Raw genomic sequence first — 13,329 nt, forward strand, 5'->3', positions numbered from 1 at the left:
CAGGCTCCTGTTCTAGAAGATGACGACGGACCGGAGGGCGTCGCCGCGGTGCATGGTGTCGAACGCCGCCTCGACGTCGGTCAGGGCGATCTCCTCGGTGACGAACGCGTCGAGGTCGAGGCGGCCCTGGCGGTAGAGGTCGACCAGCATGGGGAAGTCGCGGCTGGGCAGGCAGTCGCCGTACCAGCTCGACTTCAGCGCGCCGCCGCGGCCGAAGACGTCGATCAGCGGCAGGTCGGGCACCTTCATGTCGGGGGTCGGCACGCCGACCAGGACGACCGTGCCGGCCAGGTCGCGGGCGTAGAACGCCTGCTTCCAGGTCTCCGGGCGGCCGACGGCCTCGATGACGACGTCGGCGCCGTCGGCACCTTCGTACACCTGGGCGCAGATTCTTTTGATCTCCTCGACCGGGTCGGTCTTCGAGGAGTCGACGGTGTGGGTGGCACCCAGCTCCTTGGCCTTGGCCAGCTTCTTCGCGTCGATGTCGACGGCGATGATCGGGCTCGCGCCGGCCAGGGCCGCACCGGCGATCGCGGCCACGCCGACGCCGCCGCAGCCGATGACCGCGATGCTCCGGCCGCGGGTGATCCCGCCGGTGTGGATCGCGGCGCCGATGCCGGCCATCACGCCGCAGCCGAGCAGGCCGACCGCCGCGGGTCGGGCCGCCGGGTCGACCTTCGTGCACTGGCCGGCGGCCACCAGGGTCTTCTCGGCGAGCGAGCCGATGCCGAGGGCCGCCGAGAGTTCGGTGCCGTCGTCGAGCGTCATCTTCTGCTTGGCGTTGTGCGTCGCGAAGCAGTAGTGCAGGTCGCCGCGCGTGCAGGCGCGGCACTGGCCGCAGACCGCGCGCCAGTTGAGCACCACGAAGTCACCGGGCGCCAGGCCCCTGACGTCGGGGCCGACCGACTCGACGATGCCGGCGGCCTCGTGGCCGAGCAGGAACGGGAAGTCGTCGTTGATCCCACCGTCGCGATAGTGCAGGTCGGTGTGGCAGACCCCGCAGGACTGCACCTTGACCACGGCCTCGCCCGGGCCCGGGTCGGGCACGTTGATCGTGACGATCTCGACCGGGGCACCCTTCTTGCGGGCGACCACGCCCTGAACCTGCTGCATCTCGACGCTCCTTGCCTGCTGAGCCTTGAGCCGCGCGGCTGCGACGTGCCTATTGAACCCTAAAGATGACCCGGGTTCACGCGTCGTCGCGGCGCGCGGTGATCAGCCAGGCACGCGAGTCGAAGAAGACGCCGTCGGCGGTTTCGCGCGCCGCGACGGCGGCCCGCAACCGCGCGCGGGCCTCGTCGGCGGTTGCCGGATCGAGCGCCGCCAGCACGCCGGTGGGTTGCTGAAGTTCAAGGATCGCGTGGTAGGCCGCCGCGGTGTCCGGCCCGTAGTAGACCGGCTCACGGACGTCGGTGAAGCCGATCCCGGTGAACCCGGCCGCTGTCAGGATCTTCTCCGTCGCGGTGGGGTCGGCCAGCGAGAACGCGTTGGGGCCGGCCTTGGCGGGGGCGCTGAGGGCCTGCCGGACCACCGTCGACCACTCGTTGCGGTCGGCGTCCTGCCAGACCAGCAGCACCAGCCGGGCCCCGGGGCGCAGGGCGAGCGCGATGTTGCTGAACGCGGCGACCGGATCGGCGAAGAACATCGTGCCGAAGCGGCTGATGCAGACGTCGAAGGAGGCGCGCTGGAACGGGTGAACCTGGGCGTCGGCCTGTTCGAAGGCGACGTTGGGCAGCCCCGCACTGCGCGCGCGGGCCTGTTCGAGCAGTCGCGGGGAGATGTCGACGCCCACCGCACTGCCGTTGACCGCGGCCTCGGCGGCCTCCCGGGTGGTCTGACCGCCGCCACAACCGATGTCGAGCACCCGGTCGTGCGGTCCGACCGCGGCGGCGGCGCGCAGCCGAAGGTTGTGCTGGCGCAGTTCGGCGTCGTAGTCGAACAAGCTTCTTCCTCCTAGGCGGGCTGCCAGGGGCGCAGGTCGAGCGCCGGGTAGCGCTGGGCCATGCCGGCCAGGGTCTCCGGCGTCCAGTAAGCATGCCCCGGTGGCGGGAATCCGAACGCCCGCAACTGGCGCGGGGTGGCCCGCGGGACGAATTCGGCCCACGCGTCGGAGAAACTCCGCTCGGCCCAGCCGACGCGCTGACCCCAGTGGACGCTGGCCGGCCGGAAGCACAGTTGCATGCTGTAGCGCGCGCCGCCGGGAGCGGTCAGCCCGGTGCCCCGGTGGAACGTGCCGGGCTCGAACGCGATGACGGTGCCGGCCGGCCCGGCGCCGGAGACCTCGGCCGCGTAGAGGTCGGGGCTGCCGCTGTCGTTGGCGAAGCGCGAGCCGCCGTCTTGTCCGGCCCGCAGAAACCAGTTGGGCACGGCCGGCAGGTGTGCGGTGTGGCGGCGGGAGACCAGGTGCGGTGGGCCGAGCTCTTCCGGGACGTCGTGGAGGAAGACGAACATCTCGACCTGCCGGCAACCCGGTGTGCTGCTGGGCACCAGGAGCGTGTGGCCGAGGTAGTCGCGGTGCAGGTCCTGGTCGTAGTCGCAGGCCCCGGTGTATTTGGCCCAGGCCTCGGCACCGTAGATGAGGATGTCGTCGTCGCCCAGCAGGTGCGCGGCCAGCGCCAGGACGCGGTCGTGCACGGCGAGCAGGTTCAATCGTGGGCTGGCGAACGGAAACGTGTCGATGCCGGCGAACTCGTCGCCGATGAAGCGGTCGCGACGGGGATCGGTGCCCGAATGGAAGCCGTGAGCGGACGGGAACATCAGGTCGAGCTCGGGGGTGGCCAACGCGAGGTCGTCGGCGGGGACGAAGCCCGGCAGGATCAGGAAACCGTCGCGCTGCCAGGTGTCGAGGTCCACGTCCACCCGGCCAGGATCCCGGCGCGCGAGCCGCGCTGGCAACCGGATTTCGTCAGGCGCCCGGCAGCAGCGCGTGGAAGAGATCTTCGATGGGGCCGATCAGATCCTGCTCCCGCGCCGACGCCAGGGGCTCCATTGTGGTCGTTGACCGGAGCAGAGCGAGCCCGAGGGCGGCCGAGAGGGCGATCTGGGCGCGGAGCAGGTGCTCGTCGTCGCCGTCCGGAGGGCGGCCGGTCGCGGCCGCCAGGCGTTCGGCGAACGAGCGCAGGATGCCCAGCCGGATCTCCTCGGCCCGCTCGTCGCCGGACGACCGCAGCAGGAGCAGCAGTTGGTTGGGGTGCTCGCCGACGTGCTGGCCGGAAAGTTGGCGGGCGATGGTGCGGGGCACCTGGTCGAAGCCCACGTCGGAGCGGACCGTGTCGCCGAGTTCGTGGCCGACACCCTGGAGGCACGCCTCGAACAGGCCTTCCTTGGACGCGAAGTAGCGGCTGATCAGCGCCACGTTGACGCCGGCCTCGTCGGCGATGTCGCGGACGGTCGTCGCCGCGTACCCGTTGCGCGCGAACCGGCTCCGGGCGGCACGCAGCAGCAGCTGACGGGTGCCGGCCGCGTCGCGGCGCCGGGCGATGGTCATCAGTCGGTCCTCCTTTCGTGGCCAGCGTACAAGCGGATCAAGTGTGAGGTAAACCATTGTTGACTTATGGCTTGAGGTGCGGATACTGGCCAAGTCAGCAACTGTTTACAACGCGCTTCGGGGATTCCATGACAGAGATCATCGAGCTAACGCGCCAAGCCGCCCGCCCCGCCGGCCGGCGCCCCAACAGCACGCTCGTCGTGCTCTACCTGTCGCTGGGCGGTCTGGCCTTCGCGGTGCTCCAGTCGCTGGTCGCGCCGGCGTTGTCGACGATCGGGCAGGACCTGAACGCCTCGACGGCCGACGTGAGCTGGATTCTGACCGCCTACCTGCTGTCCGCGTCGGTGCTGACGCCGATCCTCGGCCGGCTCGGTGACATGGTCGGCAAGCGCCGCGTGCTCATCGTGGTGCTGGCGGTGCTGCTGCTCGGCACGTTGCTGGCCGCGCTCGCACCCAACCTGATCGTGCTGATCATCGCCCGCGCCCTCCAGGGCGCCGCCGGCGCCATCCTGCCGCTGTCGATCGGCATCGTCCGCGACGAACTGCCCCGCGAAAAGGTCGGCGTCACCGTCGGCCTGCTGTCGGCCATCTTCGGCGTCGGCGCCGGCGTCGGCATCGTGGCCGCCGGCCCGATCGTCGAGCACCTGTCGTGGCACTGGCTGTTCTGGCTCCCGCTGGTGGTCGTGGTCATCGCCCTGGTCGGAGCGATCTTCGGCATCCCCGAGTCGCCGGTCCGCAAACCGGGTCGCCTCGACGTGCTCGGCGCCGGGATCCTGTCCGTGGCGCTGGTCTCGCTGCTCCTCGCGATCAGCAAGGGCCAGAGCTGGGGCTGGGGCGCGACCTCGACCGTCGGCCTGCTCGTGCTCGGCCTCGTCGCCCTGGTCGTCTTCGTCCTGGTCGAGTTGCGGGTCGGCGAGCCGCTCGTCGACATGCGGCTGATGCGCCTGCGTGGCGTCTGGGCCACCGACGTCGTCGCCCTGGGTCTCGGCTTCGCGATGTTCGGCACGTTCCTGCTGATCCCGACGCTGCTGCAACTGCCCGCGGCGACCGGCTACGGCTTCGGCAAGTCGGTGTCCCAGTCGGGCCTGTTCCTGCTGCCCACGGTGCTGACGATGGTGGTCTTCGGCCCGCTGGCCGGCCTGCTCGACCGCCGCTTCGGCCCCAAGCTCCCGATGTTCCTCGGTGTCTCCCTGGTCGTGGTGGCGTTCGCGCTGCCGGCCGTCGCACACGACGCGATCTGGCAGATGCTGCTCTCCGGAATCCTCACCGGTGCCGGCATCGGCCTGGCGTTCGCGGCGATGTCCAACGCCATCATCGAGAGCGTTCCGGCCGCCCAGACCGGCGAGGCGACCAGCGTCAACACGATCGCCCGGACCATCGGCAGCAGCATCGGCACCGCCGTCGTCGCGGCCGTCATCACCTCGCACAGCACACCGCAGGGCCTGCCCACCGACGACGCGTTCACCTACGGTTTCTGGGTCTGCGCGGCCGCCGGCCTGGTCGCGGTCGTGGCCTCGCTGGTCCTGCCCTGGGGCCGCCGCCGCACCGCGTGACGGCGGGGGCGCTTGAGGATGCGGCGGATGCCAGGCTGGTACCGACCCGGTGACGACGGGACCAGTCCACGCGCCGTGCGCCGGACGCGGACCTGGCGACACCCCTCTGTCGTCGCGACTCACGCGCCTCGCGTGCGGTGCTCCGCAGGCTGCCGGACCGCATCGTGCTGCCGCCCGAGGAGTTCAGCCGAGCCCTCGCCGAGCTCAACCGAGCCGGCTGACCGGGGGACGTCGGGAGCGCCGGCGGTCAGGCCATAGCCTGTCGGGGTGTCGCTGACCTTGGACGAGGCCCGGGCCCGGGCCGCCATGCTCGCCGAAGTCTCCTACGATCTGGCGCTCGACGTCACGGCCGCGGACACGTTCCGCAGCCGGGTCGCCGTCCGGTTCACCACCACCGGCGGTGACACGTTCCTCGAACTGCATCGGGCGGAGGCGCTCGAGGTGACGCTCGACGGATCGACGATCATTCCGGGGTACGACGGGAGCCGGATCGCCCTGGCCGGCCTGACACCCGGGCCGCACGAGGTGGTCGTCGACGCCCGGCTGCGTTATGTCACCGACGGTGAGGGCATGCACACCTTCACCGATCCGGTCGACGGTGAGCGCTACGTCGGCGGGTATCTCGGTGTCGACATCACCCAGCGGCTGTTCGCCTGCTTCGACCAGCTCGACCTGCGGGCACCGATCACGCTGACGGTGACGGCGGATCCAACGTGGACGGTGCTGTCCAACGGGCTCCCGACGTACGCCGAGAATGGTCAATTCGGTTTTGCCACCACTCAACCGATCGCGTGCGACCTGTTCGCCGTGGTGGCCGGGCCCTACCACTCGGTGCGGTGGGAGCATCGCGGCCTGGCGATGGGCTGGCACGCCCGCCGCTCGCTGGCCGCCGAGCTCGACCGCGACGCCGCGGAGTTGCGCAGGGTCACCGAGGTCTGCTTCGACCACTACGCCGAGATCTTCACCGAGCCGTTCCCGTTCGACTCCTACGACCAGGTGTTCGTGCCCGAGCTCAACTGGGGCGCGATGGAGTGCCCGGGCTGCGTCACGTTCGAGGAGTCGATGCTGCCGCGGACGCGGGTCACCGACGACGACCGCCGCCAGCGCGCCGAGGTGATCGCGCACGAGATGTCGCACATGTGGTTCGGCGACCTGGTGTCCCCGGTCTGGTGGGAGGACGTCTGGCTCAACGAGTCGTTCGCCGACTACATGGGCTTCGAGGTGGCCGAGACGGCGGCCGGGTTCGCCGGCACCCGGGTGTCGTTCGAGGCGGCCTACAAGCCCCGCGCCTACCTCGCCGACCGGCGTCGGTCGACGCACCCGGTGGCACCGAACGCGGCCGACGTGCCCGATGTGGACACCGGCACGACCATCTTCGACGAGATCTCCTACTGGAAGGGAAACGCGGTCCTCCGCCAGCTCGTGACCTGGCTGGGCGAGGCGGACTTCCTGGCGGGGGTGAACGCGCACCTCACGAAGCACCGGTTCGACAACGCCACGCTCGAAGACCTGCTGTCGGCGCTCGACGCCGCCTCGCCGCGCGACGTGCGCGGTTGGGCGCGGGTCTGGCTGCGGCAGTCGGGGCACGACACGATCCGGGTCACCCGCCGCGGCGACGTGCCGGTGCTGACCCGCGACGGCGTGCGGCCACACCGGTTCACCGTGGCGGCGTTCTCGGCGTCGCTGGAGCTGGTCGGCACGCGGCTGGTCGACCTCGCCGACGAGCCGCTCGCGCTGCCGGAGTGGGCCGGGCTGGTGGTGGTGCCCAACGCGTACGGCGAGACGTTCGCCCGGATCGCGCTGGATCCGGTCTCGGCCGGCGCCGTGTCGCGCGGGCTGGCCGACGTGCCGGACCCGCTCGTGCGGGCGGTGCTCTGGACGACGATGCTCGACCAGGTGTCGCCGGCCGACCACCTGGACCTGCTGGCGCGGCAACTCCCGCGCGAGCCGTCGCCGACCCTGGTGGCCGCGGCCCTCAGTCGCACGCTGCGGATGGTGCGCCGGATGCCGGCGTCGCTCGAGCCCGTCGCCGCGGCCTGCGCGCTCGACGCCGAGCCGGACGAGCAGCGCGCGGTCGCCCTGGCGCGCGGGCTGGCCTGGAGCACGAGCGACACCGCGCTGCTGCGGCGCTGGCTGGACGCGGACGCGACCGACCAGGGCTGGGCGCTGGACCCGGAGCTGCGCTGGGCCGTCGTACGCCGGCTGGCCGAGCTGGGCGGCATCGACGCCGCGCAGATCGAGGCCGAGCGGCTGCGGGACGGCACGGCCGGGGCCGATCTCGGCGCGTTGACGGCGCTGGCTGCCCGCCCGACGGCCGAGGCGAAGTCGGCGGCCTGGGCGGCGATGACGGAGGACGCCGACGTGCCGGTCAGCCGCTTCCGGGCGCTGGCCGACGGGCTCTGGTCACTGTCGCAGCGGGACCTGGTCGCGCCGTATGTCGCCGCCTACGTCACGCTCGCACCGTCGCTGGCCGCCCGCGGGTCGGCGTTCGCCGCCGCGGTCGGCGCCGCGTTCCCAGCGCTGCCGTTGACCGACGAGGAACTGTCTCTGGTACGCGACGCGCTGCGCGCCGACGTGCCCACCGTGCTGCGGCGGGCCTGGGAGGACGAACTCGACGACCGCGCGGCCTGACGTTCAGCCCTTCTTGTCCGTGCCGTCCTGTTTGCGCGACGAACGGCGGCGGCTCTCGGGCGGGTCGAGATCTTCGCCGGCCTTGAGGTCCTTGAGGTCTTTGAGCACAGGCTTCAGCAGTACGGCGTCGGTCTTCGAGGTCTTCTCCTGGCTTTCTTCTGGCTCGCTCACCGGATCCTCCTCAGGATCGTCTGTCACCTGCGCCTACCCGTCTGCGGCCCGGCCATGCGTCGAGGGAAATGGAATGCGGCAGCGTCACCTCGACCTTCCCGCGACGGTCGACGTCGGTGTCATGTGCGGCGATCTCGCACGACGGCCTCGAGTGACTTGACCTCGCCCCTGGGGCGCGCCGCAGACTCGCGGTGTGGAGAGGAAACACCTGCTGCCGGGCGAGTTCGGGGCGGCCGCGCGGCTGTCGCCGAAGGCGTTGCGGCTCTACGCCGAGCAGGGGCTGCTGGTGCCCGCCCGGGTCGATCCGGCGACCGGATACCGCTCCTACAGCCCCGACCAGTTGCCGCGGGCCCGGCTGATCGCGCGGCTGCGGGCGCTCGGGTTGCCGCTCGGCCGGATCGGCTTCCTCGCGGACCTCACGCCTGACGCCCGCGAGCTCGAGCTGCGCGGCTGGCTGCGGACCCAGCGCAGGCTGCTCGACGAGAGCGCGGCGGTGATCGAGGCGGTGTCCGTGACGGACGCCGCGCTGCTCGACGCGGTCGGCCTCCGCGACGTGCCCGCCACCAAGGTGCTGTGCCGCAGCCGGCGGATCGGTTCGGGTGCCCTGCCGGAGCTGGTCCGCGCGGCGGAGCGGGACATCCGGGCGCACCTGCGGGCTTCGGGGCTGCCCGGCGACGGCACCAAGCTCGTGTATTTCCAGGATCTGGTGACGTACGACAGCGACGGGCTGGTCGAGGTGGCGGTCACCTACGACGGGAGCGTCGAGCCGGCCGGCGATCTGCACATCCGGCTCGTGCCCGCGCATGTCGAGGCCTTCCTGCCCGTACCCGAGCGGTATGAGGATCTTCCCTTGATCTTGCGGGTGTACGACGCGGTCGAGGCCTGGACCGACGCCCGGGCCGGGGTCACCTGCACCGGCCATCCCTATGAGATCTATCCGGGAACCGGGGCGCGTTTCGACGTGGCCTACCCGGTCGTCCGCTGACCCGAAAGGCTTTCCGTGCGCCACCTTCCCTATGTGGGCAACGGCCCCTACTGCTACGCCAACTCCTTCGCGATGCTCCTCGGCGACCGGTCGCCGTCGACCGCGGTCATCGAGGTCGCCACCGGCGGGCCCTTCGGCATGCAGCTAGTCGGCGGCAACCTGGTGTTCTTCGACGCCTATGGGTGGGATCCCGAGCAGGGGTTCGACCAGGCGTTGGCGGCGATCGGCTGGACATCCGCGACGAGCAGCGGGGGAGACCCGCTTGCCCGGCTTGCCGCCGCGGCCGGGAAGGGGCCGGTGTGGGCCGGTCCGCTGGAGATGGGGCATCTGCGCCACCACCCCGAGATGACCGGGCCGATCGGTGCCGACCATTTCGTCGTCGTGCTCGACGTCAACGACGAGCGGGTGCTGGTGCACGATCCACACGGCTACCCGTACGCCGAGGTGCCCGTCGAAGATTTCCTGCTCGCGTGGCGGGCGGAGACGGTCAGTTACGGCCAGCCCTACACCATGCGCACCGACTTCGTGAAGGTCGCCGACGTGGCCGACGCCGACGCGATCCGGTCGACGATCCCGGCCGCCATCGCGTGGCTGGCGATGGAAGGGGATCCGAAGATGCCGCCCGGCAGCCTGGGCAACGGCGAGGCGGCCGAGCGGGTCGCCCAGCTCATCGAGGCCGGTGCCGGCGACGGGCTGCGCGAGCATCTCATCTACTTCGCCATCCGGGTCGGCGCGCGACGGCTCAGCGACACCGCCGACTGCCTGCGGCTGGCCGGCTTTCCGGAGGCGGCGCGGATCGCCACGACCCAGGCGCGGTTGGTCGGCTCGTTGCAGCACCCGATGGTGACGCGTGACCTCGGCAAGGCGGCCGCCGCGCTGCGCGAGCTGGCACCCACCTACGACAAGCTGCGGTCCGCCCTGACCTAACATCAAGCGATGACGGGGTACGCCGGGACCAGGCAACTGGCCAAGCTGGGTATCCGCCCCGGCGCGACCTGGGACGTGGTCGGCGCTGACGACGGCTGGGCCTTCGAGGAGGAGCCGCACGACGCCGACCGCTCCGCCGCCGCGGCCGACGTGATCGTCGCCTTCGCCCGTGATCTGCCGGCCGTCGACGCGGTCATCGCCGGGAACGAGCGGCGGATCTTTCCCGCCGGCGCGCTCTGGGTGGCCTGGCCGCGCAAGGCCGCCGGTCACGTCAGCGAGGTCACCGAGAACGCCATCCGCGACGCCGCGCTGCCGCGGGGTCTCGTCGACGTGAAGGTCGCCGCCCTCGACCACGACTGGTCGGCCCTCAAGCTCGTCTGGCGCAAGGAACGCCGCGCCTGAGCGGTCACGCGTGTTCGGCCTGGAGCGTCGCGGTCACCGGGCGGCGGCCGCCGAGGCGGGCCGGCAGCGCGGTCAGCCCCGCCACCACCAGCACCGTCGCCGCGACCAGGGCCAGCAACTGCCACAGCGACGGGAAGGTGGCCCGGTCGCTGTCGCCGCCGGTGATCGCGATGATCGCCTGGAACAGGGCGTAGCCGCCCGGGAAGATGCCCAGCACGGCGCCGGCCAGGGCCGGGAGCACCTGGGCGGCCGCCAGCGCCAGGGTCACCTGGCGCGGGGTGGCGCCGAGGGCGCGGGCCAGCGCCGACGAGTGCCGGTTGTCGAGCACCGTCGCCCAGGTGATGAAGACCGCGTTGACCGCCGCCAGGCTCAGCAGGATGACCATCACGACCAGCAGCACCTGGCGCAGCGAGTCGGTCTGGGCCTGGTCGTAGCCGGCCGCGAACGGGCGGGAGGTCAGGAACGCGTCGAGCACCAGGATGACGAAGATGCCGCTGACCGTGATCGCGACGCTGAGCACGGCGAGCACGACCCGGCGCGGGCGGCGGGCGGCGACCCGGAGGGCGAGCAGCAGCGTGACCGGCAGCCGCGCCGAGACCGCGATCAGCCAACCCGTGCGCCGGGGTGGGCGGGCCGCGTCGGCCAGCGCGGTGATGGTGCTGGTGCGGGCGGCGCGCAAGGCCGGGACGACGGTGGCGACCACCGCGACGCCGAGCGCGACCGCGGTCACCAGGCCGATCGTCGGCCAGGTCAGCGACGGCGTGCCCGCGGTGCCGAGCAGGCCCGGGCTCGACCGGGTGAGCAGCGGGGCGGTCAGCGCCCCGGCGGCCAGCCCGGCGGCGGCCGCGACCAGGGCCACGACGACGTACTCCGCGAGCAGCACGGTGGCGACCAGGCCCGGTGTCCCGCCGACCGCCTTGAGCAGGCCCACGCGCCTGGTCTGATCGGCCATCCGGCCGCCGACCAGCACCGAGAGGCTGGCCACCGCGAGCAGGCCGAGCAGCCAGGCGCCGATGAGCAGCAGGATCCGGGCGTCGCCGGCCAGTTCGGTCGCCTCGGCGAGGACCTCCTGCCACGGCTCCACCCGAATGTGCTGGTCAGCCGCGAATGACGGGGCTGCCGCGGGGTCGGCCAGCTTCAGGTTGAGTGCGTAGGACAGCGAGTCGGGGTGCAGGCCGCGCAGGTCCGCCTGGGTCAACCAGATCAGGCCGGGGTTGCGCAACAGGTCCGCCGGAAGCGGCTCCTCGGGCGGCGCGCCGTGCGCGCAGGGGACCAGAACGATGCACCGCGTCCCCGGGTACGGGGCCAGGGCGGCGGTGACCGCGACGCCGGCCACCGCGAACGGGCGACCGTCCACAGTGATCGGATCGCCGACTGTGATGCCGAGCGCGTCGGCGAAGGCGGCCTCGACCACGACGCCGCCGTCGCGGACCCAGCCGCCCTCGCGCAGCGCCGGCTGGTCGACCGGGGCGGTCGCGGTGTCGCGACCGAGTGCCTGCACGTCGGACCTGCCAGCCTTCGTTTCCAGCGTGGCCGGGGCGATCGGGAACGGTCCACTGTGGTCGACGACGCCGGGAGCGCCGGTCAGGCTTTCGAGGTCATTTGGCGACGCGGCGCCAGCGACGACGTCGGGCCCGTTGGTCGCCACCTTGGTGCGTTGGTAGGGGTCGCTGGCCGCGTCGCGCAGCACGAGCCCGAGGGTCAGCGTCGTGGTGGCCGCCATGATGGCGAGCAGCAGCAGCGTGGCCTCGGTGCGGCGGCGCCGCAGGTCGCGCAGGGCGAGGCGGGTGACGAGCAGGATCCGGCCCATCGCGGTCAGTCCTCCAGCCCGACGAGCGCACCGAGGTGCCCGGTGCTGCCGCCGGTCAGCCTGGTCTCGTCGACGAACGCGCCGTCGCGCATCGAGATCAGCCGGTCGGCGGTGGCCGCGATCCGGGCGTCGTGGGTGACGATGACCAGCGTCTGGCCGGCCTGGTGCAGGCTCTCGAAGAGGTGCAGGACGTCGAGGGTGGCGGCGCTGTCGAGGCTGCCGGTCGGCTCGTCGGCGAGCACGACCAGCGGTTCGTTGCTCAACGCCCGGGCGACCGCGACCCGCTGCCGCTGGCCACCGGACAGCGCCGACGGCAGGAACCGCGCCCGGTCGGCCAGGCCGACCTGCTCGAGCAACTCCTCCGCCCGCCGCCGGGCGGCCCGCGGCGAGCGGCCGGCCAGCAGCGCCGACAACTCGATGTTCTCCACGGCGGTGAGCTCCTCCATCAGGTGGAAGGCCTGGAAGACGAAGCCGACCGCGGTGCGCCGGATGCGGGCCAGGGCCTTCTCGCCGAGGTCGTCGACGCGGCTGCCGTCGAGCCACACCTCACCGCCGGACGGCCGGTCGAGGCCACCGAGCAGGTGCAGCAGCGTCGACTTGCCGCAGCCGCTGGGGCCCATCACCGCGACCGTCTCGCCGGCGGCGACGTCGAGGTCGACGCCGTCGACGGCGCGGACCAGGCCAGCGCCCCGGCCGTGCTCCTTGCGCAGGCCGCGGGCGCGCAGCATGGGTGCGGTGGTCACGATCCGCTCCTTCGGTGGGTCCAGGTCTGCTCGCACGCCTCGAGCCAGCGCAGGTCGGCCTGGAGCCGGAGCACCACGCCCTCCAGCAGCAGCGCCGCGTTGGAGCCGGCCGGCTCGGCCATCGCGGCGCGCTGTGCCTCGCGCAGCCGGCGCAGCAACTCGCGGCGCTGGGTGTCGACAATGGTGAGCGGGTCGGCGATCCCGGCCGCGGCGGCCGCGACCAGCTTGAGGTGGAACTCCGCCAGGTCGGGCTTGGGCCAGCTCACCTCGGCGATCCACTCGGCGACCCGCTGCTGGCCCTCGGCGGTGAGCGCGTAGACCTTGCGATCGGACCGGTCGCCGCCGTCGGCCGCCAGTAGGCCCGCCTTCTCCAGGCGGGTGAGCGAGACGTAGACCTGGCCGGCGTTGAGCGCCTCGCCGAGCGGGCCGAGCGCGTCGCGCAGCCGCGCCCGCAACTCGTAGCCGTGTGACGGCTCCTTGGCGAGCATCGCCAGCAACACTTCCTGCTGCATCGCACCCCCTCTAACCGTTAGCCCCTATAGCTAACGGTTATCCCTCGGGAATGTCAACCACATGGGAGTTCCATGATGGAATGTGGAGATTGTGGACCCTCAACCTCG

13 protein-coding genes are annotated in these 13,329 nt (G+C 72.1%); 5 read left to right on the top strand and 8 right to left on the bottom strand.

Annotation, left to right across the window (positions count from 1 at the left end; translation table 11 throughout):
• Nucleotides 1-12 precede the first annotated feature (12 nt).
• The 4 genes from DFJ67_RS32725 to DFJ67_RS32740 form a co-directional block, all read right to left on the bottom strand.
• Complete coding sequence (locus DFJ67_RS32725; RefSeq protein ID WP_116072164.1) at nucleotides 13-1,113, bottom strand: S-(hydroxymethyl)mycothiol dehydrogenase; 1,101 nt, start codon at nucleotides 1,111-1,113, stop codon at nucleotides 13-15.
• Between the two features lie 76 nt (nucleotides 1,114-1,189).
• The gene (locus DFJ67_RS32730) at nucleotides 1,190-1,942 is read right to left on the bottom strand and encodes a class I SAM-dependent methyltransferase (RefSeq protein ID WP_239097117.1); all 753 of its coding nucleotides are present in this window, start codon (nucleotides 1,940-1,942) and stop codon (nucleotides 1,190-1,192) included.
• Nucleotides 1,943-1,953: 11 nt separating this feature from the next.
• Entirely contained in the window at nucleotides 1,954-2,859 is a 906-nt protein-coding gene (locus DFJ67_RS32735; protein WP_170216084.1) for a phytanoyl-CoA dioxygenase family protein, read from the bottom strand.
• 46 nt (nucleotides 2,860-2,905) lie between these two features.
• The gene (locus DFJ67_RS32740) at nucleotides 2,906-3,487 is read right to left on the bottom strand and encodes a TetR/AcrR family transcriptional regulator (protein WP_116072168.1); all 582 of its coding nucleotides are present in this window, start codon (nucleotides 3,485-3,487) and stop codon (nucleotides 2,906-2,908) included.
• Between the two features lie 128 nt (nucleotides 3,488-3,615).
• Here DFJ67_RS32740 and DFJ67_RS32745 point away from each other — a divergent pair, with 128 nt between their 5' ends.
• Nucleotides 3,616-5,040, top strand: coding sequence for an MFS transporter (locus tag DFJ67_RS32745; RefSeq protein WP_116072170.1), 1,425 nt, complete (start codon nucleotides 3,616-3,618; stop codon nucleotides 5,038-5,040).
• A 267-nt stretch (nucleotides 5,041-5,307) separates the two neighbouring features.
• On the top strand, nucleotides 5,308-7,671 hold the full coding sequence (gene pepN, locus DFJ67_RS32750; RefSeq protein WP_116072172.1) for an aminopeptidase N: 2,364 nt from the start codon (nucleotides 5,308-5,310) through the stop codon (nucleotides 7,669-7,671).
• A 3-nt stretch (nucleotides 7,672-7,674) separates the two neighbouring features.
• Here the strand turns inward: pepN and DFJ67_RS43010 are convergent, their stop codons facing one another.
• Entirely contained in the window at nucleotides 7,675-7,842 is a 168-nt protein-coding gene (locus DFJ67_RS43010) for a hypothetical protein (protein WP_170216085.1), read from the bottom strand.
• Nucleotides 7,843-8,035: 193 nt separating this feature from the next.
• On the opposite strand from DFJ67_RS43010, the gene DFJ67_RS44795 reads away from it, so the two are divergent.
• The 3 genes from DFJ67_RS44795 to DFJ67_RS32765 are packed head-to-tail and all read left to right on the top strand — an operon-like array spanning nucleotide 8,036 to nucleotide 10,156.
• Nucleotides 8,036-8,827 (top strand): MerR family transcriptional regulator, encoded by a 792-nt coding sequence (locus DFJ67_RS44795; protein ID WP_116072174.1) that lies wholly within the window; start codon nucleotides 8,036-8,038, stop codon nucleotides 8,825-8,827.
• Between the two features lie 15 nt (nucleotides 8,828-8,842).
• Nucleotides 8,843-9,754 carry a YobF C-terminal domain-containing protein gene (locus DFJ67_RS32760; RefSeq protein WP_116072176.1) on the top strand — a complete coding sequence of 304 codons (912 nt, stop codon included), beginning with the start codon at nucleotides 8,843-8,845 and terminating at the stop codon, nucleotides 9,752-9,754.
• A 9-nt stretch (nucleotides 9,755-9,763) separates the two neighbouring features.
• Nucleotides 9,764-10,156 carry a DUF3052 family protein gene (locus DFJ67_RS32765; RefSeq protein WP_116072178.1) on the top strand — a complete coding sequence of 131 codons (393 nt, stop codon included), beginning with the start codon at nucleotides 9,764-9,766 and terminating at the stop codon, nucleotides 10,154-10,156.
• 4 nt (nucleotides 10,157-10,160) lie between these two features.
• On the opposite strand, the gene DFJ67_RS32770 is transcribed toward DFJ67_RS32765, so the two are convergent.
• Genes DFJ67_RS32770 through DFJ67_RS32780 form a run of 3 tightly spaced genes read right to left on the bottom strand, consistent with a single transcriptional unit; the run spans nucleotide 10,161 to nucleotide 13,221 of the window.
• Complete coding sequence (locus DFJ67_RS32770) at nucleotides 10,161-11,966, bottom strand: FtsX-like permease family protein (protein ID WP_116072180.1); 1,806 nt, start codon at nucleotides 11,964-11,966, stop codon at nucleotides 10,161-10,163.
• A 5-nt stretch (nucleotides 11,967-11,971) separates the two neighbouring features.
• The gene (locus tag DFJ67_RS32775) at nucleotides 11,972-12,709 is read right to left on the bottom strand and encodes an ABC transporter ATP-binding protein (RefSeq protein WP_239097118.1); all 738 of its coding nucleotides are present in this window, start codon (nucleotides 12,707-12,709) and stop codon (nucleotides 11,972-11,974) included.
• Complete coding sequence (locus tag DFJ67_RS32780) at nucleotides 12,706-13,221, bottom strand: PadR family transcriptional regulator (protein WP_116072182.1); 516 nt, start codon at nucleotides 13,219-13,221, stop codon at nucleotides 12,706-12,708. Before DFJ67_RS32780 ends, DFJ67_RS32775 begins: the two co-directional genes overlap by 4 nt.
• Nucleotides 13,222-13,329 lie beyond the last annotated feature (108 nt).

Origin of the sequence: Asanoa ferruginea (assembly GCF_003387075.1) — a bacterium.
In the GTDB taxonomy this organism is placed as follows: Bacteria; Actinomycetota; Actinomycetes; order Mycobacteriales; family Micromonosporaceae; genus Asanoa; species Asanoa ferruginea.